The following is a 22,687-nucleotide window of genomic DNA, read 5'->3' as shown; positions in this document are numbered from 1 at the left end:
ACACCCCGCTGTCCAGTGCCTTTTTAAATAAAATGCGCGTTTGGTTATGCTTTGCGCATTTTGGCGCTTATTCCCCCACCTTGTGGGCGGTTCCGTGACGATTCAGACCGAAAACTTTGTAGACCAGCGTGACGGCCAGCAGGAAGATGACGCCGACAAACAGCGACATGCGCGTATCTTCATTAAAGTACATGCCGATTAAAACGCAAACCAGAAACGCCATCGTCAAATAGTTCGCCCACGGAAACATAATGGAACGAAAAGGATGATCCGCAATCGCTTCTTTATGCGCCCGACGAAAGCGCAGTTGGCTAATCAGAATGACAAACCACGGCACCATCCCCGGCAGTACGCTGGCGCTATAAACGTAAACAAAGACGCGCTGCGGATTGGGGATGATGTAGTTCAGGCAAGAACCTACCAGCAAAATCAAAATAGAGAGCGCCACGCCCGCGACCGGCACGCCGTGGCGAGAGACTTTCGCGACTGCCGCCGGCAGTTGACGGTTTTTCGCCAGCGCGTAAAGCATACGCCCACAGCTATACATTCCGCTGTTACAGCCGGAGAGCGCCGCCGTCAGCACGACAAAATTGATAATGCCTGCCGCGGCGGTGATGCCGATTTTCGCGAAGGTGAGCACAAAGGGGCTGCCGTTGCTGCCAATCTCATTCCACGGGAAAATGGTGACGATCACGAAAATCGCGCCAACATAAAAAATCAGGATACGCCACAGCACTTTACCCACCGCGCTACGCAACGTCACCTGCGGATTCTTCGCTTCACCGGCGGTAATACCGATCAACTCAACCCCCTGATAAGAGGCCACCACGATACATAATGCGGTCAGAAAGCCTTTCCAGCCGCCGGCAAAAAAGCCGCCATGCTCGGTCAGATTACCAAAGCCAATCGCCTGGCCGCCGTTACCAAAGCCGAAGAAAATCACCCCCAAGCCGATGATGATCATCACAATAATCGTGGTGACTTTGATCATCGCAAACCAGAACTCGATTTCACCATACAGGCGCACCGCGGCCAAATTCGCCAACGCAACCAGTCCGACGGCAATCAGCGCCGGTATCCACTGCGCCATCTCCGGAAACCAGAACTGGACGTAGACCCCAATGGCGGTAATTTCCGAGATCCCGACCGCCATCCACATAAACCAGTATGACCAGGCGGTAAGATAGCCAAAAAAAGGACTCATATACCGGTGGGCGTACACGGCAAAGGAGCCGGTAACAGGTTCCAGAAAGAGCATCTCCCCCATCGAACGCATGATGAAAAAGACGAACAATCCGGCGATGATATACGCCAGCAGCACTGACGGGCCCGCCCATTTAAGCGTACTGGCGGCGCCCATAAAGAGTCCGACGCCGATGGTGCCCCCGAGGGCAATCAATTCAATATGACGAGCTTCCAGCCCACGCTGTAGCTCCGGTTTTTTCTCTGCCATAAATCCTCATGTCGTGTTTGCAACGGTTCCGGTAGTACCGGTTATTGTTATGGGTACATCGATTGTTGCGAATATTTTCTTAAATTTGGACAAATGGCAAATGGAGCATTAAAAAAATGCACTTATTGTGTAAGAAATCATCGATTATGTTGTAAATGAGCAGCACCATAAGCACAATCCGCTGCTCAAGTCATCAGAAGGGAGAATTAGAGATCGCCAGTATAGTGCCAGCGAAGATAGCGCAGCAGACGCATCTGGCGGGTAATACGCTTCGGTTGAGAAAGCAGACGATACAACCACTCCAGCCCCAGGTTCTGCCATATTTTTGGGGCGCGTTTGACGTGACCGGTAAACACATCATAGGTACCGCCCACCCCCATATATAACGCATGGGGATGCACTTCCCGACAATCGCGCATGAGTAATTCCTGTTTTGGCGATCCCATCGCGACGGTGACAATTTTCGCGCCGCTGGCATGGATACGCGCAAATAGCGCCTGACGCTGCTCCGGCGTAAAGTAACCATCCTGGCTACCCACAATATTGACGTTCCACTGCGTCCGCAGTTTTGCTTCCGTCTGCGCCAGCACCTCAGGCTTGCCGCCGACAAGAAATACCGGCGTGCCTTCTTTCCCCGCGCGCGCCATTAACGCTTCCCAAAGGTCGGCGCCAGCCACACGAGAAACCTGCGCCTGCGGAAATTTTTTACGTATTGAACGCACCACGCTGATGCCATCGGCATATTTAAATTCCGCCGCCGCTATCAACGCGCGGACTTCCGGATTATCTTCCGCCGTCAGCAGCTTTTCGGCGTTGATCGCCACCAACGTGCCTTGCTTCAGTTGACCATCGGCAAACAGATAATTCAGCGCGTGTGACATGTCGCGCCAGCCAATCAGAGGTAACCCGCGCAGCGAGTAAAGGGGCGCAGCGGCATTATTGGTCATAGTTTTCCTTCCACCTGTGCCTGAGGGAGCGAAGTTGTACGTTTATGAATCAGTCCGGCGCTATCAAATAACCAGAACAGAAGCTTAGCGACCAGCAGGCTGGCGCCAAAAACCACCAGGAAGAAAACCACGCGCGAAACAAACGAATCCAGCCCTTCTCGCGCCAGCACAATCATATTAAAGATGGCGCCAAAGCAGAAACTGTGCAGAATCGCCGCCTTATAGCGATTGGGCTCCCGGTTACCCAGTTCATACAGCCAGTCGAACCATTTGATAATCAACCCGACAACGATCGCGCCGAGCGGAATAAACAGCGCCCCGCCCATGACCACCAGCGATCCGATAAGCGTTGGCGATATCGCCAGGCCAGAATGGTTGTTCAGGACTTCCCAGGTGAAGTAATTCGCAGAATTCAGCACGATGCTGGGTCGTCCCGGCCATAACCAGGTGGGAATAAAGACGTAGAAATCACGCACGATAGGGGCCAGCCCCTGAAACTCGATATTGTGGTAATTTTGCAACAGCAGCGCCAGATTCTCCCACGGCGAAAAGGTATCGCGCGTCAGATAAAGAAACGTATAGAACGCCTCATCGCCGCTCACATTTAATCCGTAGCGTTTGAGCGCCAGCCAGAACATACCGACAATCCCCAGCACGCCCGCCGCCGCCAGCATCCACAGGCTGATCCAGCCCCGAATAATGCCGATAAACAGGAAGATAGCAAACGCAATAATGATGTTAGCGCGCGTGCCGCCGACAATCATGTAGGTCAACAGACCAAACGCGACGGTGCTCACCAGAAAGAACAGCCACGCTTTGCTGTCCTGGCGCAGGAAATAGACCACCAGCATCGCCGGAATGAAGAAATAGAAGAACCGTTTTAACGCCACGCCGGAGACTTCGCTGGAAAAGATCTGGCTGTAGGAGTGCAGCCGGAACAGCAAAAAGCCGTTATGCATAAAGAAAATCGCCACGCTCACCAGCGCGATGCCCATCAGGATCACCCAGGTAAGGTGGGTTTCCACCCGGTTCATGGTAAATAGCGGCTTGCGTGGTACATCCACAACGCGTTTGCGTAAACGCGTTTTATAGGTCACGTAATACACGCCGTAGAAACAGGCGGCGGATAATAGAGCCTGCAATAAGATTTCCGGCGGCGCGACGCCAACGTCGAAACGAAATACCAGCACGCTGGTTAGCGGAAAACCAAAAAAGAAGGTCAACAAAAACAGCAACGAAAAGAAAACGTTGAAGTTAAAACGCACGCGGCGGAATTCAAACCAGGTCAGCGTGGCGATAAACAGCGTAGAGAGCAGCCAGACCACCAGCAGCCCGCTGAATTGCATTACACTCATTCGGCTTCTCCTGCGGCGATTCTCAACGCATTATGCCACGGTTGCAGGTAGTTGGGGCTAAAGAAGGTGATGCCGCTTTTATCTACCGATGCGAGCTGACGCTGCGCCTCGCGCACGACCTGCTCATTAAGATCGTCCGTGGTAAACAGGACGGGCAGATGCTGTTCCGCCATATCCTGCCAGAAAGGATTGTCGCGATTCAGTACGCACGGGATATCGGCCTGAATTAGCAGACATAACGTCCCGATCCCCTGTTGGCGGGCAAAAATAAAATAACCGAGGTCGCACTGGCGCAACAGCGCAAGATAGGCATCAAATTCCATTTTTTCGCTAAGAATTTGTAAATTTTCGGCGCTAAATAGCGCCAGACCGGCCTGACGAACCTCATCAATATAGGCCTGGTTATTGGCCGGATAGCCCATCGGCACCACCACGTTTACCGTGTCGCCAAACTGCTGATACACCGCCCGTAACGCCGCAATATGTTGGTTACTGCGATCGCCGGAGTTCCCTACCAAAATGGTCAATTTCCCCGCACGTTGGCGCTCTTTTGCCATAGCATTCAGGGAAGGGTCCATGCGCGTCGGGAAATAGAGCAACTCGCCGCGTACGCCCGGGTGCTGGCGCGCAAAATAGCTGAGATCGCCGCGCGTCGCGAATACGCCCCCTACTCGCCCCTGCGCGATACGACGAAGCGGGTAGAAAAGGCGGAATTTCAGCCCGTGGGACACTTCGTAGAGATCCGCGCCCCAGATATGCCAGTAAAACTGAGCTGGCTTAATACCGCCGCTTAACAGCGCCAGCCACAGGCTGGTGTTGAACTGACCGTGAAAGAAGAATCTCTGTCGACGATTTGCTTTCGCTTTGGCGATGACCGCCTGCGCCAACACTTTCTTACTGCCATAAAAACGAAGCGAGAGCGCCGGACAGCTTTCCGTGAAACCGTTATCTTCGCCGGCAACCATAAATTCGCGCGCGTGCTCGCTTGTGGCGGCCAGCGTATCATTGAAAAACCGCAGCACGGTGTGGTTATGGTGAGGGATATCCGATCCCAGGACGTGAATCAGTACAGTCATGCTCGCCTACGCCAGAGTAAAAATACGCCGCAACAAAGTGAAAAATAGACAATATAGGTGGCCATATAAGCCTGTGCCGCACCCAGCGCGCCGTGAGCGGGAATCAGCCAGTGAGCGAACGCCGTTAACAGAATGAACTGACTAATTTCGGCCAGAATGTAAAATCGCAACGACGCTTTGGCAATCACCAGATAACCGAAAACATAGGCTCCGACTTTCAGCACGTCGCCCACTAACTGCCAGGCGAACAGATCGCGCATCGCGGTGAATTTGGCGGAAAAAAGCAGCCAGATAGCAAAATCGCGCAGTAGCCAGACGGTAAAACTCGCCGCCGCAACCGCCGGTAAAACAAATTTCAGCGCTTTTACCACTTCACGCGTAATGTCCTGTTTTTCCGTCAGGCGTGAGAGCGTGGGTAACAGGTAAACGCTGAAGGAGGCGGTGATAAATTGCAGATAGGCGTCAGAAATACTGCTTACGCCCTGCCAGATCCCGACATCGCTCCAGCTATAGTGCGCGGCCAGTTGGTTTCGCATCATCACATAGGCGACCGGCATCGTAACGGAGGTAATCAGCGCCATCAGGGTAAATTTACTGAGCTGCCCTGCCAGACCATTATCCCAGGAGGGCTTGAGATAGCGTAGCGGGACGGTGCCGCGCTTAATCAGTATTATACCGGCAGGTACTACTACCAGCGCCGGCACCAGCGCCAGGCCAAGCAGAGCGCCTTCATAGCCGCCGACACGGTAGCAGAGATACCAGGCGGCGACGCCCAAAAAGCTGCCGACAATTAACGATAAGGCATTACCCGACGCGTCACGAAAGCCCTTCATTAGCGCCTGCAGCAGGTTCGCCCAGGCGATCCCCATTTGTACCAGTGCAACCAGACGCACCAGCCCTTGATAGTCCGTGTGACCGAACAATCCCTGGCTAATCGGCGCCGCCGCCAGCAGGAAGACCAGCGCCAGCAGCGTAGAGAACCCCAATACCATCGCGGAGGAGGTTCCCACCACGGTACGTAACTGCGCCGGGTCATCATGATGTTGTGCGACGAGTTTGGTAACGCCGTTAAATATCCCCGCGCCAGCCAATACGCCCAGCACGGTGATCATCTGGCGGAAGTTACCCGCTTGTCCGACGCCCGCCGGGCCAAAAGAGACGGCCAGTAGTTTCACCACCAGCAGTCCGGCGCCAATTTTTACCAGCGTACTGACCGCCGTCCACAGGGAGGCTTTAGCAAGCGACATATCAGGAGAAATAATTTAGCAAGGTAGTAATCACCGTTCGTTGATCGACGGGCGCAAGGTTATAAAACAGCGGCAGACGCAGCAAACGTTCGCTCTCTTTTGTGGTGTAGACATCGTCCCCGATAAACTCGCCGAATTTATCGCCCGCCGGACAATCATGCAGCGGAATGTAATGGAATACCGCCATGATTTCCGCCTCTTTCAGAAAATTAATCAGCGCGCTGCGATCGGCGATATCTCGCAGTTTGATGTAAAACATGTGGGCATTATGCCCGCAGTTTTCCGGAATAGAAGGCAGCTCGATACGCCCGGCGCGCGCCAGCGGCGTTAACGCATCGTAGTAAGTCTGCCACAGCGACAGACGCTGTTGATTGATACGATCGGCGGCCTCCAGTTGCGCCCACAGATAGGCAGCCTGCAGATCGGACATCAAATAACTGGAGCCGATATCCCGCCAGGTGTATTTGTCCACCTGACCACGGAAGAACTGGCTACGGTTGGTGCCTTTTTCGCGGATGATCTCCGCGCGTTCAATTAGCGTACGATCGTTGATCAGCGTCGCGCCGCCTTCGCCGCCAGCGGTGTAATTTTTGGTTTCATGGAAGCTAAAACAGCCGATGTGACCGATCGTCCCTAATGCGCGCCCTTTGTACGTGGACATCACACCCTGGGCGGCATCCTCGACAACGAACAGATTATACTTATCCGCCAGCGCCATGATGACGTCCATTTCACAAGCGACGCCAGCGTAGTGTACCGGCACGATAGCGCGGGTTTTATCAGTAATCGCCGCCTCAATCAGCGTTTCGTCAATATTCATCGTATCCGGACGAATATCGACAAACACAATTTTCGCGCCGCGCAGGACAAAAGCGTTAGCAGTGGAGACAAACGTAAAGCTCGGCATGATCACTTCATCGCCGGGCTGAATATCCAACAACAGAGCCGCCATCTCCAGCGATGCGGTACAGGAAGGCGTTAGCAACACCTTCGCGCTGCCGAAATGTTGCTCCAGCCACTGCTGGCAACGACGCGTAAAGCCGCCGTCGCCGCACAGTTTGCCTCTGCTCATTGCAGACTGCATGTATTCGAGTTCGGTTCCCACCACCGGCGGCGCATTAAAAGGAATCATGTTGTCACCTGTATAACCAATACGCAGTGCTTTCGATGTTGGCACCGCTTTGTATGTAACGTTTAAGCGCGGCGGTGTTGCCCAACTGGGTCGCCACCCGCAATGTTGCTTTGCCGCGACTCTGCGCCCAACAGATCGCCGCCTGCATAAGTTCCGCTCCCGCGCCGCGTCCGGCCAACAGGCCAATGCGCGCGTCGGTATCATTCAATTCCCGCAGCGAGACGTAACCGCGGATAGCGCCTGTCTCCGTGCGAAGCACCAGGCATTGGTGATCAAACGTGCCGCGTACCGCATTCTCAATCCACTGGGCGTAAAAACGGGCGCTGGCGTCGGGCGCATACCACGGCGCGCGAAAACGACTCTGCGTAAACGCCTCTCCGGCCAACTGACGCAAAGCAGGAATGTCCGTAAGGTGTGCAATTTCCGCGCCATGCTGGTCGCGATGCCCTTTTACCGGCAACGCAAAATCCACCTCGCCTTCAACCAAAGAGAATCCCAGCGATTGCAACGCCGACAGCCAGGCGATGTTTTCAGCCGGCACTTTTACCTGCACGCGTTGCCACGCCTGCAGCGCTTCTGGCGTTAATTCGGGCGCTGAGGCATCGATACGCACAATGCCGCTATTCACGCCAAAAAACGTATTTTCCCAGAGTAACGGTTCAATACTGGCGCGGACGGGCACGGAGCAACTCCAGTAAATATTGGCCATAGCCGGTTTTTTCAAGCTGACTGGCGGCGCGTTTCAAACCATCATCATCCAGCCAGCCGTTGCGCCAGGCAATCTCCTCCAGACAGGCAATTTTGAAGCCCTGGCGCTTTTCCACCGTCTGCACAAAAGTGCTCGCCTCAATCAGACTGTCGTGGGTGCCCGTATCCAGCCAGGCGAAGCCGCGGCCCAGCAGTTCAACGGTCAGCTTACCTTCCTCCAGATACATCTGGTTGATAGAAGTGATCTCCAGCTCACCACGCCCGGACGGTTTCACGCGCTTCGCATACTCGACGACCTTGCTGTCATAGAAATAGAGGCCGGTGACCGCCCAGTTAGATTTAGGCTGTTTCGGCTTTTCTTCCAGCGAGAGCGCGCGAAAATCATCGTCAAACTCCACGACGCCAAAGCGTTCCGGGTCCATGACCTGATAGCCAAATACTGTGGCACCTTCGGTACGCGCCGCGACCTGACGGAGTTTGGGGCTAAAGCCCTGACCAAAAAAGATATTGTCGCCCAATACCAGGCATGAGGGTTCACCGTTGAGGAACGTTTCGCCAATGATAAAGGCCTGCGCCAGCCCATCCGGGCTGGGCTGCTCGGCATAATGTAAATCGATACCGAATGCTGCGCCGTCGCCCAACAAACGCTGAAAGTCGCGTTTATCCTCCGGCGTGGTGATGATCAAGATCTCACGAATGCCCGCCAGCATTAGCACCGATAACGGATAGTAAATCATCGGTTTGTCGTAGACGGCCAGAAGCTGCTTTGATACGCCGCGCGTAATGGGATGCAACCGGGTACCGGAACCTCCCGCCAGAATGATGCCTTTCATTCGTTTCTCCTCCAGGAGTAAGAACCTGTCGTTTAGCGTTTCAGTCCTAAGCGTTCGCCCTGATAACTGCCATCCTGCACGGGTTTCCACCAGGCCTCATTGGCGAGATACCACTGAACGGTTTTTCGCATCCCACTTTCGAAGGTTTCCTGCGGCGTCCAGCCCAGCTCGCGGGCGATTTTCGACGCGTCGATGGCATAGCGTAAGTCATGGCCGGGTCGATCGTCGACGAAGGTAATCAGATCGTGATAATTCGCCACACCCTGCGGTTTTTGCGGGGCCAGTTCCTCCAACAGAGCGCAGATCGTCCTGACCACATCCAGATTTTTACGTTCGTTATGACCGCCGATATTATACGTTTCGCCCACCGCACCGTTCGTCACCACGTGATACAACGCACGGGCATGATCCTCTACATACAGCCAGTCGCGAATTTGCTGACCGTTGCCATAGACCGGCAATGGTTTACCCGCCAGCGCGTTCAGAATCATCAGCGGGATCAGTTTTTCCGGAAAATGGTAGGGCCCGTAGTTATTAGAGCAGTTGGTGACAAGCGTAGGCAGACCGTAGGTACGTAACCAAGCGCGTACCAGATGGTCGCTGCTGGCTTTGGAGGCGGAATAAGGACTGCTTGGCGCATATGGCGTGGTTTCGGTGAAGAAATCGTCTGCAGTATGCAGATCGCCATACACTTCATCGGTGGAGATATGGTGGAAGCGGAACGCCGCTTTAGCGTCCGCGTCAAGCGCGGACCAGTAAGCGCGAGCGGCTTCCAGCAAGGTGTAAGTACCAACGATATTCGTTTCAATAAACGCCGCCGGGCCGTCGATGGAACGGTCTACATGGCTTTCCGCCGCCAGGTGCATCACGCTATTGGGCTGATACTGCTGGAAGACTCGCTCCAGTGATGCCCAATCGCAGATATCCACCTTCTCAAAGGCGAAACGGTCGCTTTGCGTCACCGATGCCAGAGACATCAGGTTGCCCGCATAGGTGAGTTTATCCACCACCACCACCGCGTCTGCCGTTTCATGGATGATATGCCGCACCACCGCAGATCCGATAAAGCCTGCGCCGCCGGTCACCAGAATGCGTTTCATCAGCGCCAGACTCCTTTGGTATCAACCACATAACGTTGATGAACCGCATCGCCGGGAATCGCTTTAAATTCGTCGTGATCGACCAGCATCACCAGCACATCGGCGGCGGTCAGCGCCGCGTCCAGTTTCGCCAGCGTGCAAAGTCCGTCCAATTTTTTCGGCAACTGACGGATATTCGGTTCGACGACCAGGGTTTCGCCGCTGTGCCAGCGGGCGATACTTTGGGCGATCCCCATCGCCGGGCTTTCGCGCAGATCGTCGATATTCGGCTTAAAGGCCAGCCCAAAACAGGCGATTTTCACTTCGCTGGCGCGTTTATCGGTGGCCGCCAGGCAATCTGCGACCGCGGCTTTTACCTGATCGACCACCCAGTGCGGTTTGCCGTCATTCACTTCACGCGCGGTGCGAATCAGTCTCGCCTGCTGCGGATTTTGCGCCACAATAAACCACGGATCGACCGCAATGCAGTGCCCGCCAACGCCTGGGCCCGGCTGCAAAATATTGACGCGCGGATGGCGGTTCGCCAGACGGATCAATTCCCAGACGTTAATCCCCTGTTCGGCGCAAATCAGCGACAATTCATTCGCAAAGGCGATATTCACATCACGGAAGCTATTTTCCGTCAGCTTGCACATCTCTGCGGTGCGCGAGTTGGTGACAACGCATTCGCCCTCAAGGAAAATTTTGTACAGCGCGCTGGCGCGAGCCGAACATACTGGCGTCATACCGCCAATCACGCGGTCATTTTTAATGAGTTCCACCATCACCTGACCCGGCAGCACACGCTCCGGACAATAGGCGATATTCACGTCGGCCTGCTCGCCCGCCTGCTGGGGAAAGGTCAGATCCGGGCGCATCCCGGCCAGCCAGCCAGCCATTTGCTCCGTTGCGCCGACCGGCGATGTTGATTCCAGAATCACCAGTGCCCCTTTTTTTAATACCGGCGCAATGGATTTCGCCGCGGCTTCCACATAGGCCATGTCAGGGTCGTGATCGCCTTTGAATGGCGTCGGCACGGCAATCAGGTACGCATCGGCCTCGACAGGTGTCGTCGTCGCACGCAGAAAGCCGCCTTCCACCGCCATCTTCACCACATTGCCCAACGCCGGCTCCACGATGTGAATTTCACCGCGATTTATGGTGTCTACCGCATGTTGGTTGATATCCACGCCGATAACCTGCTTCTGGCGGGAAGCAAAAGCGGCCGCAGTCGGTAATCCGATATACCCCAGCCCAATAACAGAAATGGTCGTAAAACTCATAACGATACCCGATAACTTTTTAACGCCTGTAAAATGCGCGCGCATGATTGCCCGTCACCATAAGGATTATGGGCGCGGCTCATGGTTTGATATTCATTTTCGTCGTGCAGCAGACGCATAACTTCCGCCACAATGCGCCGGGAGTCCGTGCCGATCAGTCTTACCGTACCAGCGGTAATGGCTTCCGGACGCTCTGTGGTTTCACGCATGACCAATACCGGCTTACCTAATGACGGCGCTTCTTCCTGAATACCGCCGGAATCGGTCAGAATGAGCCAGGCGTGATTCATCAGCCAGACAAAAGGTAAGTAGTCCTGCGGCTCAATCAGTACCACGTTTTCAACATGGCCGAGGATACGGTTGACAGGTTCGCTGACGTTGGGATTGAGATGCACCGGATAGACAATTTGCACATTCTGGTTCGCGGCGGCGATTTCCGCCAGCGCCTGGCAGATATGCTCAAAGCCCTGACCAAAGCTTTCACGCCGATGACCGGTCACCAAAATCATCTTCTTATTCGCGTTGAGGAAAGGATACTGCTCGGCCAGTTCAGCCTGTAATGTATCGCTCGTCAGAACGCGATCGCGTACCCAGATCAGCGCGTCGATAACGGTATTGCCAGTGACAAAAATGCGCTCATCCGGAATGTTCTCCCGCAACAGATTCTGCCGCGAGTTTTCCGTCGGCGCAAAGTGGTACATCGCCAGATGTCCGGTCAGCGTACGGTTTGCCTCTTCCGGCCAGGGGGAATAGAGATCGCCGGTTCGCAACCCGGCTTCTACGTGCCCTACCGGAATTCGTTGATAGAAAGCCGCCAGGCTGGTAGCAATCGTAGTGGTGGTATCTCCATGAACCAGCACCACATCAGGTTTAAAATCTGCCAGGATCGGCTTTAATCCCTCCAGAATTCGGCAGGTAATTTCCGTCAACCCCTGTCCCGGCTGCATAATGTTGAGATCGAAATCAGGCACAATAGAAAAAAGAGTTAATACCTGATCAAGCATCTCCCGATGCTGCGCAGTAACGCATACTTTGGCCTCGAAATGAGGATCTTTTTCCAGCGCATGGACCAGAGGCGCCATCTTAATGGCCTCCGGTCGTGTACCAAATACAGTCAGTACTTTCACATCGATTCTCTTCGAATAGACAGTATGGGCCCAGCCCCCTACTGCAGAGGTGTTGCTAAATCGTGCGGCGACGGGTTAAGGCAACGCCCGCACCGATTAGCGCCCCAACGATACCCCACATAATCATCAGGAAGGCTCGGCGTGGGCTATCACGTTTTACCGGTTCTTCCGGCGTACGCAAATAACGATAGGTCTGAAAACGAGGGTCCAGGGTCGGCCCCACATTAAGCGTATTCAACATTGCCCGATTTTGAAAGTAGTCCAAATCGAACGCAGGGCCAACCGCTTGCAGATTTTCAAGACGCGCCTGCAACATAGGGCGACCGAGTAAAAAAAGCTCTGAGTCCGGTAATTCATCTGCCGGGACATCCGTCGCGCTACGAGAAATATTATGTTGTTCCGCAATTTTGAGCGCCTGCTCAATACTGTTTACACGACGTGAATAGATCGCTTTCGCAACCTCTTCCTGCCGTTTGACCTGGGCTTTCATCTGCACGGTACGCGCAGCCCAGGCACCTTTTAATTCATCATTCAGATGGCTCGCCGCCCGCTGGCTGGCGAATGCGACATACTGACGCAGCAGATTATTGGCGTCCGGCGCAGTTTCAGCAATCAGCTTCACATTGTCGTTGATGGCGCGTGTAAAATCGCCGGGCGTAAACTGTATGTTATTGATCAGTTCATCAAGCATTGCCGCATCAGCTTTGCTATTCCCGACCATTCGCTGCTTGTAATAGTCCGTCTGTAACCAGAAATCGCGACGCGTATCCCAGGAGGCAAGTTGCATGATGAACTCTTTATACGCTTCATCCATCACCGAGGGCTTATCGGAAGAAGAGGGATCGGTCTTAATATCCAGGTTGCGCAGAAACTGCTGCTGGGAGTAATAACCGCCCAACATATTTACGGTTGGGCGATCGGTGATCGCCGTCGCACTCCACTCCTGACGAGCAAAAAAGGTATAGGCTAACGCGATAAGGGCAAATAGCAGGCCAATGCCGATAATCCAGAATTTGCCAGCCCATAAAGTACGAAACAACCCGCGAATATCCAGTTCATTTTCAGCGCTCACCGCGCGTGCCCCCGGTAATGGTTGTGTCATCGTATCCTCATTTACTTGGTTAAGTTTGGCCGGTTCTTACGGTGCCTGCGCAGGCGACGCTTCACACGCTTAATAAATCTCGCCACCTTCCAGGCCCGCTTAATGCAGTAGCCATAGAGGAAGAATGCTAGCAAAAAGAGCACCAACATAACCCATTCAGGAACAAAATGAGAATATTCTGCCGCTACGCCGACTCCCGCCAGAATGGCGGCGGCAAGCGTAATCAGTACAAACGCCTGACGAGAGGTAAATCCGGCGCGCATGATAAGATGGTGAATGTGCTGACGATCAGGGGAAAAGGGACTCATTCCTTTACGCAGACGGCGATACATAATCGCCACCATATCCATCAGCGGGATAGCGATAATCCATAGCGCGGTAACCGGACTGATAGGGTGAGTTTTCCCCTGCGTCGTTTCCAGTAAGATCCAGATAACGGTAAACCCAATCAGAGTACTACCGGCATCGCCCATAAAGACTTTATAACGCCGCCCCAAAATACCGAGATTAAGCATAATGTAAGGCAGAATCGCGGCGATCATGGCGAAGCACCATATTGCCAGGCTGGTTTGTCCGTCAAACCATAAAATCAGCCCCATCGCCGCGAATGAGACGCTGGATAGCCCGCCCAACAGGCCGTCAATACCGTCCACCATATTGAAAGCGTTGATCGCCGCCCATACGGCAAACAGAGTAAGGAAATAACCGAAGGGACCGAGCACCATCTCCCAGGAGCCAAAGATATAGCCGAGGCTGCTAAGATAGAGCTTACCGAATACCATCATAATGATACCGATCGCGGCCTGTATGGTCGCACGGATCTTTACGCTGATATCAAAACGGTCGTCCAGCGCACCGATAAAAACCAGTACGCCCGCACAAGAAAGATAAAGCGACGCATGAGGAATATAGTGATCAACAATTCCGAATGTGAAGCAAATCCCTGCGTAAACCGAAATCCCTCCAACCAACGGTATCAGCCCCTGGTGGCGTTTACGAAAGTTGGGTTTATCCACTAAACCGATTTTTTTTGCAACTTTACGCGCAAAAAACAGGAACAGTGTCGTGAATAAAAAAATACTGATGAGATCAGTACTCACGGTCAGTAAATTCACAATGCGTGCTCTCAGATAAAATTAGTACCAGAAGTATAACCATGAAGACCTTTATTCAGAAGGGAAACCCTGCTCTGAATCAGGCAGAATTGTTTAAATATCAACCACACGATACCGATAACGAATGGATGGCGAAGCCCGGACCCGGTTTATCATCGTTTTGTAAATGTGTCGTTAAGATTACAGATATAAAACAAAAACGCCACGTAAAAACGTGGCGTTTTCAGGTAAAGACCAGGTTATGAGCGCTTCATCATCTCGAAAAAGTCGTCATTAGTTTTGGTCATCGCCAGTTTGTTAATGAGGAATTCCATCGCGTCAATTTCACCCATCGGATGGATGATTTTACGCAGGATCCACATTTTCTGCAGCTCTTCCTGAGTGGTGAGCAGCTCTTCTTTACGGGTACCGGAACGGTTGTAGTCGATAGCCGGGAAGACACGTTTTTCAGCGATCTTACGCGAGAGATGCAGCTCCATGTTACCGGTGCCTTTAAACTCTTCGTAGATAACTTCGTCCATCTTGGAACCGGTATCGATTAGCGCCGTCGCGATGATAGTCAGGCTACCGCCCTCTTCCACGTTACGCGCCGCGCCGAAGAAACGCTTCGGACGATGCAGGGCGTTAGCGTCCACACCACCGGTCAGTACTTTACCGGAAGCCGGCACCACGGTGTTGTAGGCACGCGCCAGACGGGTGATGGAGTCGAGCAGGATGATAACGTCTTTCTTGTGTTCAACCAGACGTTTCGCCTTCTCGATAACCATTTCGGCAACCTGAACGTGGCGGGATGCCGGTTCGTCAAAGGTAGACGCAACCACTTCGCCTTTCACCAGACGCTGCATCTCGGTCACTTCTTCCGGACGTTCGTCAATCAGCAGCACCATCAGCACGCAGTCTGGGTGGTTATACGCGATGCTCTGCGCGATGTTCTGCAGCAGCATGGTTTTACCCGCCTTCGGCGGCGCGACAATCAGACCGCGCTGGCCGCGACCGATCGGCGAAGCCAGATCCAGAACGCGCGCCGTTAAGTCTTCGGTAGAACCGTTACCACGCTCCATACGCAGGCGAGAGTTTGCGTGCAGCGGGGTTAAGTTCTCAAAGAGGATTTTGTTACGGGCGTTTTCCGGTTTGTCGTAGTTAACTTCGTTAACTTTCAACAGCGCAAAATAGCGTTCACCTTCTTTCGGCGGGCGAATCTTACCAGAAATGGTATCACCAGTGCGGAGGTTGAAACGGCGGATTTGGCTGGGGGAAACGTAGATATCATCAGGACCGGCGAGGTAGGAGCTGTCTGCAGAACGGAGGAAACCAAATCCATCCTGCAATATCTCCAGCACACCGTCGCCAAAGATATCTTCGCCACTCTTTGCGTGCTGCTTCAGGATGGCAAAAATAATGTCCTGCTTGCGCATACGGGCCAGGTTTTCCAGCCCCATACTTTCGCCGAGAGTGATCAGCTCAGAAACCGGCGTATTCTTTAATTCGGTAAGATTCATAATGGTGTGAGTTCTTAAACTTGGGGTAAATCTCGAACTTAATGTTGTGAATGGTATGGCAGGGTCATCCATGCCTGTTTACGGCTATCAACTCATGTCTGTTCGCTGTCTGGTCACAGGAAAGTACGCAGAACTGAAACGACAAGACGGAATGAGCGAAGAGCCAGGAATCTTTCCACTTCTCGTGCGAGAAAAAACGGGAAGTGACGGATAAAACCAGATTCAAACTTAATAAGGTATGTTTAATTCGAAGTCAATACTAACTTAGCACGACTCAGACCGGGCGTCCAGAGATCCTGACAATTTAAGAATAACGTAAGGACAACAGACGCCACGAAACTGCCTGATACCTTAATCATTCGTCGAATGACAGACGCCTGACTATACAGCGCCTTTGTCATTCGACGTATAAAAGGTATTACGCCAGATTGGCGTCGAGAAACTCTTTCAACTGACCTTTAGACAGTGCGCCTACTTTGGTTGCCGCCACTTCGCCGTTTTTAAACAGCAGCAGAGTCGGAATACCGCGGATGCCATATTTAGGCGCAGTACCTGGGTTCTGGTCAATGTTCAGTTTGGCAACGGTCAATTTGCCCTGATATTCGTCAGCGATTTCATCCAGAATCGGAGCGATCATTTTACACGGCCCGCACCACTCTGCCCAGAAATCAACGAGGATAGCCCCGTCCGCTTTGAGTACATCCGTGCCAAAACTGTCGTCAGTCAGGTGAATAATTTTATCGCTCATATATAACTCCACAGGAATAAGCCTGGCGTGTTGGTGTAGCATTAACCAACGAGGTGCTGATGTTAACTTCGCCAACAAAGGTTGACTTTATTTCACCGGATACGCTTTCGTAAAGCAATAGTAAGCTGATATTCTACCACACTATGAGCAAAACACATTTAACAGAACAGAAGTTTTCCGACTTCGCCCTGCACCCACAGGTGGTTGAAGCCCTTGAAAAAAAAGGGTTTTATAATTGTACGCCCATTCAGGCACTGGCCCTTCCGCTAACGCTGGCGGGTCGTGACGTTGCAGGGCAGGCGCAAACCGGTACCGGGAAAACGATGGCGTTTCTGACGTCAACGTTTCATTATTTACTTTCTCATCCCGCGATCGACGATCGCAAGGTGAACCAGCCGCGCGCGCTGATCATGGCGCCGACGCGTGAATTAGCCGTACAAATTCACGCAGACGCGGAGCCGTTGGCGCAAGCGACAGGCTTAAAATTAGGCCTGGCTTACGGCGGCGATGGTTACGACAAGCAGCTTAAAGTGCTGGAAAGCGGCGTTGATATTCTTATTGGTACAACGGGCCGACTGATCGACTACGCCAAACAAAATCACATTAACCTCGGCACCATTCAGGTCGTCGTACTCGATGAAGCCGATCGCATGTACGATTTGGGCTTTATTAAAGATATCCGCTGGCTGTTCCGTCGTATGCCGCCGGCTGCGCAGCGTCTGAACATGTTGTTCTCCGCCACCCTGTCTTATCGGGTTCGCGAGCTGGCGTTTGAACAGATGAACAACGCCGAATATGTTGAAGTGGAACCGGAGCAAAAGACCGGCCACCGCATTAAAGAAGAGCTTTTCTATCCCTCTAATGAAGAGAAAATGCGTTTACTGCAAACGCTGATCGAAGAAGAGTGGCCGGATCGCGCCATTATTTTCGCCAACACCAAGCATCGTTGCGAAGATATCTGGGGACACCTGGCGGCAGATGGCCATCGTGTTGGTCTGCTGACCGGCGACGTCGCGCAGAAAAAGCGCCTGCGGATTCTGGATGAGTTCACCCGCGGCGATCTGGATATTCTTGTGGCGACCGATGTCGCGGCGCGCGGGTTGCATATCCCCGCCGTAACGCACGTCTTTAACTACGATCTGCCAGACGATTGTGAAGACTATGTTCACCGTATCGGTCGTACCGGTCGCGCTGGCGCCAGCGGGCATTCCATCAGCCTGGCTTGCGAAGAGTATGCGCTGAATCTGCCCGCCATTGAGAGCTATATCGGCCACTCGATTCCGGTCAGCAAATACAATCCGGAAGCGCTCATGAACGATCTGCCCAAGCCGTTGCGCCTGACGCGTTCGCGTCCTGGCAATGGTCCGCGCCGCGCTGGCGCTCCGCGTAATCGTCGTCGTTCAGGTTAAGAAAAGTTATGCCATACACAAAATCATTTAGCCTGTATCAAGGCGGCAAGAAAACAAATCCCGATGAGCTTAGGAAGAGTACGCAGCCAACACGGATACAGGTTGAAGGATGAAGTGTATGAATTCCACCTCGTTGTATGCCGCCATTGATCTCGGTTCCAATAGTTTTCATATGCTGGTCGTGCGCGAGGCGGCGGGAAGCATCCAGACGCTGACCCGAATAAAACGCAAGGTGCGTCTGGCCGCGGGTCTGAACAACGACAACCACCTTTCAGCCGAAGCGATGGAACGCGGCTGGCAATGTCTGCGCCTGTTTGCTGAACGTTTGCAGGATATTCCGCAGCCGCAAATCCGCGTGGTTGCCACCGCAACATTGCGTCTCGCCGTCAATGCGGGTGAATTTATCGCGAAAGCGCAGACTATCCTTGGTTGTCCGGTGCAGGTTATCAGCGGCGAAGAAGAGGCGCGGCTGATTTATCAGGGGGTCGCTCATACCACCGGCGGCGCAGATCAGCGACTGGTGGTGGATATCGGCGGCGCCAGCACTGAACTGGTTACCGGCACTGGCGCGCAAACCACGTCGCTATTTAGCCTGTCGATGGGCTGCGTAACGTGGCTTGAACGCTATTTTAGCGATCGTAATCTGGCGCAAGAAAACTTTGATGATGCGGAGAAGGCCGCGCGCGATGTACTGCGTCCGGTCGCCGATGAACTGCGTTTTCATGGCTGGAAGGTCTGCGTGGGTGCCTCCGGCACCGTACAGGCATTGCAGGAAATCATGATGGCGCAGGGGATGGACGAGCGCATTACGCTCGCCAAACTGCAGCAGCTAAAACAACGCGCGATACAGTGCGGGCGTCTGGAAGAGCTGGAAATCGAAGGCCTGACGCTGGAGCGCGCGCTGGTTTTCCCAAGCGGGCTGGCTATTCTGATCGCGATATTTACCGAGCTGAACATCCAGAGCATGACGCTGGCAGGCGGCGCGTTACGCGAAGGGCTGGTGTATGGGATGTTGCATCTGGCGGTAGATCAGGATATCCGCAGCCGCACGCTGCGAAACATTCAGCGTCGGTTTATCGTCGATACCGATCAGGCAAATCGCGTGGCGAAGCTGGCAGATAACTTCCTCAAACAGGTAGAAAATGCCTGGCATATTGAGCCTATTAGTCGTGAACTGTTGCTGAGCGCTTGCCAATTGCATGAGATCGGTCTGAGCGTTGATTTTAAACAGGCGCCCTATCATGCCGCCTATTTAGTACGCCATTTGGATCTGCCTGGCTATACGCCCGCGCAGAAAAAATTGCTCGCCACCCTCTTACTGAATCAGACCAATCCGGTCGATCTCTCTTCGCTTCATCAGCAAAACGCGGTACCGCCCCGTGTTGCGGAACAGCTATGCCGTTTGCTGCGCCTGGCGATTCTTTTTGCTGGTCGCCGTCGTGACGATCTGGTACCAGAAATTACGCTACGGGCGCTAAATGAAAATCTGACGTTAACCTTGCCTGGCGACTGGCTGGCGCATCACCCGCTGGGTAAAGAGTTGATTGATCAGGAAAGCCAGTGGCAAAGCTATGTACACTGGCCGCTGGACGTTCGCTAACCATCGTCTGATTGCCGGATGGCGCTTCGCTTATCCGGCCTACGATTTCGCTCGCTTTGCCGCCATCATGGCTTTCAGATTAGCCAGGTGACTTTGCCCTTTTTGCATTCGCTCCTCAGCGCTTACCACTTTGCGCTCCTGCTCCCAGATTAAATCATCCTGCGGGAGTTCTAACAGGAAGCGGCTGGGTTCCGGGCGCACCAGTTCCCCATACTGACGGCGCTCTTTACATAATGTAAAGGTGAGCTCTTTCTGCGCGCGAGTGATCCCAACATAGGCCAGCCGACGCTCTTCCTCAATATTATCTTCGTCAATGCTGCTTTGATGCGGCAAAAATCCTTCTTCCATTCCCACCATATAGACATACGGGAATTCCAGTCCTTTCGATGCATGAAGCGTCATCAACTGTACCTGATCCAGCTCTTCTTCGCTCTCGCCACGCTCCATCATATCGCGCAGCGTAAAGCGTGTAACCACCTGGGTCAGCGTCATCGGCTCATCGAGTTCGTTGCCTTCCAGCATCTCAGTCATCCAGCTAAAGAGCTGGTTAACGTTTTTCATACGCATTTCCGCCGCTTTGGGGCTCGGCGAGGTTTCGTACAACCAGGATTCATAGTCAATACCGTGGATGAGATCGCGCACGGCGGCGACAGGCTCGCGTTCGGCCAGACGCTGGATTTCCCCCAGCCAGTGGGTAAAACGCGTCAATGAATCGTAACCACGTCCGGTCAGCTTTTGGCTAAGTCCCATATCAAAGCTGGCGGTAAACAAGCTTTTATTACGCGTCATTGCCCATTCACCCAGCTTTTGCAGCGTGGCCGGACCGATTTCGCGTTTTGGCGTATTCACGATGCGCAGGAAAGCGCTGTCATCATCCGGGTTGGTCAACACCCGCAGGTAGGCCAGCAGGTCTTTAATCTCCGGACGGGAGAAAAATGAGGTGCCGCCGGAAATTTTGTACGGAATACGGTTCTGCATGAGGAATTTTTCAAATACCCGCGACTGATGATTCCCGCGATACAGAATGGCGTAATCCTTGTACTGGGTCTTGTTCACAAAGTGATGGGCAATCAGTTCGCCGGTAACGCGCTCAGCTTCATGCTCTTCATTGTTTGCGCTTAACACTTTGAGTTCCGCGCCGTAACCGAGCTCGGAAAAGAGGCGCTTTTCAAAGACGTGCGGATTGTTGGCGATGAGAATATTCGCCGCTTTCAGGATGCGGCCCGAAGAACGATAGTTTTGCTCCAGCTTAATCACCTGCAGCGCCGGAAAATCCTGGCTCAGTAACACCAGGTTTTGCGGACGCGCCCCGCGCCAGGAGTAGATAGACTGATCGTCATCGCCTACGACCGTAAAGCGCGCGCGTTGCCCGACCAGCAGCTTAACCAACTCATACTGGCTGGTGTTAGTATCCTGATATTCATCCACCAGCAGATAACGAATTTTATTCTGCCAGCGCTCGCGCACCTCGTCATTGCGTTGCAGCAGCAGCGTCGGCAGCAAAATCAAATCATCAAAATCGAGAACGTTGCATGCCTTCATATGGGCGTCGTAAAGCCCGTAGCAGTGGGCAAAAATACGATCGCGTTCACCTTTCGCCCCCGCCGCTGCCTGTGCAGGCGTTTTGAGATCGTTTTTCCAGTTGGAGATCGTGGAGATCAGCTGTTGCAACAGAACCTTGTCGTCTTCGATCAGGCCTTCAGTCAGCTCTTTGAGCAAGGCGACCTGGTCGCTATCGTCAAACAATGAAAAGTTCGATTTCATCCCCAGCGCAGCGTACTCGCGCTTAATAATATCCAGCCCTAGCGTATGAAAGGTGGAGATCATCAAACCGCGCGCTTCCTTACGGCCGAGCGTCTGCCCAACCCGTTCTTTCATCTCACGCGCTGCCTTGTTGGTAAACGTCACCGCCGCAATATGCCGGGCCTGATAGCCGCATCCGCGGATCAGGTGGGCGATTTTATTGGTAATTACGCGAGTTTTACCAGAACCCGCTCCTGCCAGCACCAGGCAGGGTCCGGTGACGAATTCGACAGCGTGTTGTTGGCCGGGATTTAAACGCATGGGAATAGTGCTCAATCTTCGAACGGGGGATGGATTGTAGCAGAAAGCGAGGCCCAGAGAAGACCAGGCTGCTTTTTCAGGCAGCCTGGAAAAGGTCAATCAGCAGGCTCTGGCGGCAAGCGGCATATAGCCATTACGCTGTGCGCTCTTGATCCAACTGAAAGAACCCATTAGCGCGATCGCCGTCAGCAGAACATACTCAAGCGACATCGCATAAACGCCCTGTACTGCATGATTTCCAACGGGCAGTATTTGAGTAATTCATAGAGCACTGGGTCGCGTACGACCTGGCGTAGCCCTAAAAGCCAGTCGTCTGGAAATTCTGCGTTTTTCATTATGTTCATGGTATCTCGCCCCTTGTCAGAAAGGACAGGACCGCCGTCCCGCACATCCGAAATACGCCCGCTAAAAATGCTGCTTATCTCCCGGTTCATTAAATCAGGCGGGACATCTGTCCTGTAATGGCGAAGAGTATATGTCTGACGGCCTAAGGAGTGATAAAGTGACGGCCAATCTTTGCGACGTGAGAACACAATAATGGCAAAAATGGCAGCAGCACTGCATATTCTTGTAAAAGAAGAGAAACTGGCTTTAGATCTTCTGGAGCAAATTAAAAACGGCGGCGATTTTGAGAAGCTGGCGAAGAAGCATTCTATCTGCCCATCCGGTAAAAAAGGCGGTCATTTAGGCGAATTTCGTCAGGGCCAGATGGTTCCGGCATTCGATAAAGTAGTCTTTTCCTGCCCGGTACTGGAGCCAACCGGCCCATTGCACACCCAGTTCGGTTATCACATCATTAAGGTATTGTATCGCAAATAAAAAGCCGGTTGGCGGCTACGCCTTACCCGGCCTACATCGTCTGCTTGATTTTGTAGGTCGGGTAAGCGCTAGCGCCCCCCGACAAGGTATA

Annotated in this window: 20 protein-coding genes and 2 pseudogenes; 3 read left to right on the top strand and 19 right to left on the bottom strand. The window is 53.3% G+C overall.

Annotated elements, in window-relative coordinates; translation table 11 throughout:
* Positions 1-67 precede the first annotated feature (67 nt).
* The 16 genes from thrP to trxA all read right to left on the bottom strand — a co-directional run bounded on the left by thrP (position 68) and on the right by trxA (position 16,704).
* Positions 68-1,453 (bottom strand): bifunctional threonine/serine APC transporter ThrP, encoded by a 1,386-nt coding sequence (gene thrP / locus ACLJRU_RS20340; protein ID WP_000818378.1) that lies wholly within the window; start codon positions 1,451-1,453, stop codon positions 68-70.
* Positions 1,454-1,659: 206 nt separating this feature from the next.
* Positions 1,660-2,400, bottom strand: coding sequence for a lipopolysaccharide N-acetylmannosaminouronosyltransferase (gene wecG, locus ACLJRU_RS20335; protein WP_000183617.1), 741 nt, complete (start codon positions 2,398-2,400; stop codon positions 1,660-1,662).
* On the bottom strand, positions 2,397-3,755 hold the full coding sequence (gene wzyE, locus ACLJRU_RS20330; protein ID WP_000115412.1) for an ECA oligosaccharide polymerase: 1,359 nt from the start codon (positions 3,753-3,755) through the stop codon (positions 2,397-2,399). The genes wecG and wzyE overlap by 4 nt, the downstream gene beginning before the upstream one ends.
* Entirely contained in the window at positions 3,752-4,831 is a 1,080-nt protein-coding gene (locus tag ACLJRU_RS20325) for a TDP-N-acetylfucosamine:lipid II N-acetylfucosaminyltransferase (RefSeq protein WP_001541192.1), read from the bottom strand. The genes wzyE and ACLJRU_RS20325 overlap by 4 nt, the downstream gene beginning before the upstream one ends.
* Positions 4,828-6,078: a lipid III flippase WzxE gene (gene wzxE, locus ACLJRU_RS20320; protein ID WP_000050292.1), complete on the bottom strand. Its 1,251-nt coding sequence runs from the start codon at positions 6,076-6,078 to the stop codon at positions 4,828-4,830. The genes ACLJRU_RS20325 and wzxE overlap by 4 nt, the downstream gene beginning before the upstream one ends.
* A gap of 1 nt (position 6,079) precedes the next feature.
* Positions 6,080-7,210: a dTDP-4-amino-4,6-dideoxygalactose transaminase gene (gene rffA, locus ACLJRU_RS20315; RefSeq protein WP_023235409.1), complete on the bottom strand. Its 1,131-nt coding sequence runs from the start codon at positions 7,208-7,210 to the stop codon at positions 6,080-6,082.
* A gap of 4 nt (positions 7,211-7,214) precedes the next feature.
* Positions 7,215-7,892, bottom strand: a complete 678-nt coding sequence (gene rffC, locus ACLJRU_RS20310; RefSeq protein ID WP_001145156.1) for a dTDP-4-amino-4,6-dideoxy-D-galactose acyltransferase — start codon at positions 7,890-7,892, stop codon at positions 7,215-7,217.
* On the bottom strand, positions 7,870-8,751 hold the full coding sequence (rfbA, locus tag ACLJRU_RS20305; RefSeq protein ID WP_001541189.1) for a glucose-1-phosphate thymidylyltransferase RfbA: 882 nt from the start codon (positions 8,749-8,751) through the stop codon (positions 7,870-7,872). Before rfbA ends, rffC begins: the two co-directional genes overlap by 23 nt.
* 32 nt (positions 8,752-8,783) lie before the next feature.
* A complete protein-coding gene (gene rffG, locus ACLJRU_RS20300; RefSeq protein ID WP_000822155.1) occupies positions 8,784-9,851 on the bottom strand; it encodes a dTDP-glucose 4,6-dehydratase in 1,068 nt (355 codons plus the stop codon).
* Complete coding sequence (wecC, locus tag ACLJRU_RS20295; protein WP_000011238.1) at positions 9,851-11,113, bottom strand: UDP-N-acetyl-D-mannosamine dehydrogenase; 1,263 nt, start codon at positions 11,111-11,113, stop codon at positions 9,851-9,853. Before wecC ends, rffG begins: the two co-directional genes overlap by 1 nt.
* Entirely contained in the window at positions 11,110-12,240 is a 1,131-nt protein-coding gene (gene wecB / locus ACLJRU_RS20290) for a non-hydrolyzing UDP-N-acetylglucosamine 2-epimerase (protein WP_000866676.1), read from the bottom strand. Before wecB ends, wecC begins: the two co-directional genes overlap by 4 nt.
* 55 nt (positions 12,241-12,295) lie before the next feature.
* The gene (gene wzzE / locus ACLJRU_RS20285; protein ID WP_000193417.1) at positions 12,296-13,342 is read right to left on the bottom strand and encodes an ECA polysaccharide chain length modulation protein; all 1,047 of its coding nucleotides are present in this window, start codon (positions 13,340-13,342) and stop codon (positions 12,296-12,298) included.
* Positions 13,343-13,353: 11 nt separating this feature from the next.
* Positions 13,354-14,457, bottom strand: coding sequence for a UDP-N-acetylglucosamine--undecaprenyl-phosphate N-acetylglucosaminephosphotransferase (gene wecA / locus ACLJRU_RS20280; protein WP_001050945.1), 1,104 nt, complete (start codon positions 14,455-14,457; stop codon positions 13,354-13,356).
* A 239-nt stretch (positions 14,458-14,696) separates the two neighbouring features.
* The gene (gene rho / locus ACLJRU_RS20275) at positions 14,697-15,956 is read right to left on the bottom strand and encodes a transcription termination factor Rho (RefSeq protein WP_001054532.1); all 1,260 of its coding nucleotides are present in this window, start codon (positions 15,954-15,956) and stop codon (positions 14,697-14,699) included.
* Positions 15,957-16,043: 87 nt separating this feature from the next.
* Positions 16,044-16,127 (bottom strand): rho operon leader peptide, encoded by an 84-nt coding sequence (locus tag ACLJRU_RS20270; RefSeq protein ID WP_134820045.1) that lies wholly within the window; start codon positions 16,125-16,127, stop codon positions 16,044-16,046.
* 247 nt (positions 16,128-16,374) lie between these two features.
* Positions 16,375-16,704: a thioredoxin TrxA gene (gene trxA / locus ACLJRU_RS20265; RefSeq protein WP_001553683.1), complete on the bottom strand. Its 330-nt coding sequence runs from the start codon at positions 16,702-16,704 to the stop codon at positions 16,375-16,377.
* 143 nt (positions 16,705-16,847) lie between these two features.
* Here trxA and rhlB point away from each other — a divergent pair, with 143 nt between their 5' ends.
* Together rhlB and gppA are read left to right on the top strand one after the other, a co-directional pair.
* Entirely contained in the window at positions 16,848-18,113 is a 1,266-nt protein-coding gene (gene rhlB, locus ACLJRU_RS20260) for an ATP-dependent RNA helicase RhlB (protein ID WP_023235408.1), read from the top strand.
* A gap of 118 nt (positions 18,114-18,231) precedes the next feature.
* A complete protein-coding gene (gene gppA, locus ACLJRU_RS20255) occupies positions 18,232-19,713 on the top strand; it encodes a guanosine-5'-triphosphate,3'-diphosphate diphosphatase (protein ID WP_001089450.1) in 1,482 nt (493 codons plus the stop codon).
* Positions 19,714-19,752: 39 nt separating this feature from the next.
* On the opposite strand, the gene rep is transcribed toward gppA, so the two are convergent.
* The 3 genes and pseudogenes from rep to ACLJRU_RS20240 all read right to left on the bottom strand — a co-directional run.
* The gene (gene rep, locus ACLJRU_RS20250; protein ID WP_001238828.1) at positions 19,753-21,777 is read right to left on the bottom strand and encodes a DNA helicase Rep; all 2,025 of its coding nucleotides are present in this window, start codon (positions 21,775-21,777) and stop codon (positions 19,753-19,755) included.
* Between the two features lie 99 nt (positions 21,778-21,876).
* Positions 21,877-22,014: pseudogene (locus tag ACLJRU_RS20245) on the bottom strand (nicotinamide riboside transporter PnuC); the annotation flags it as partial.
* Positions 21,966-22,121: pseudogene (locus ACLJRU_RS20240) on the bottom strand (Crp/Fnr family transcriptional regulator); the annotation flags it as partial. The pseudogenes ACLJRU_RS20240 and ACLJRU_RS20245, both read right to left, overlap by 49 nt.
* A 193-nt stretch (positions 22,122-22,314) precedes the next feature.
* Between ACLJRU_RS20240 and ppiC the strand changes: the two are divergent.
* Positions 22,315-22,596 (top strand): peptidylprolyl isomerase PpiC, encoded by a 282-nt coding sequence (gene ppiC, locus ACLJRU_RS20235; protein ID WP_001096806.1) that lies wholly within the window; start codon positions 22,315-22,317, stop codon positions 22,594-22,596.
* Positions 22,597-22,687: the final 91 nt, after the last annotated feature.

Origin of the sequence: Salmonella sp. SAL00653 (assembly GCF_046552515.1) — a bacterium.
In the GTDB taxonomy this organism is placed as follows: Bacteria; Pseudomonadota; Gammaproteobacteria; order Enterobacterales; family Enterobacteriaceae; genus Salmonella; species Salmonella enterica.
This window is presented reverse-complemented; position numbering and strand designations above follow the sequence as displayed.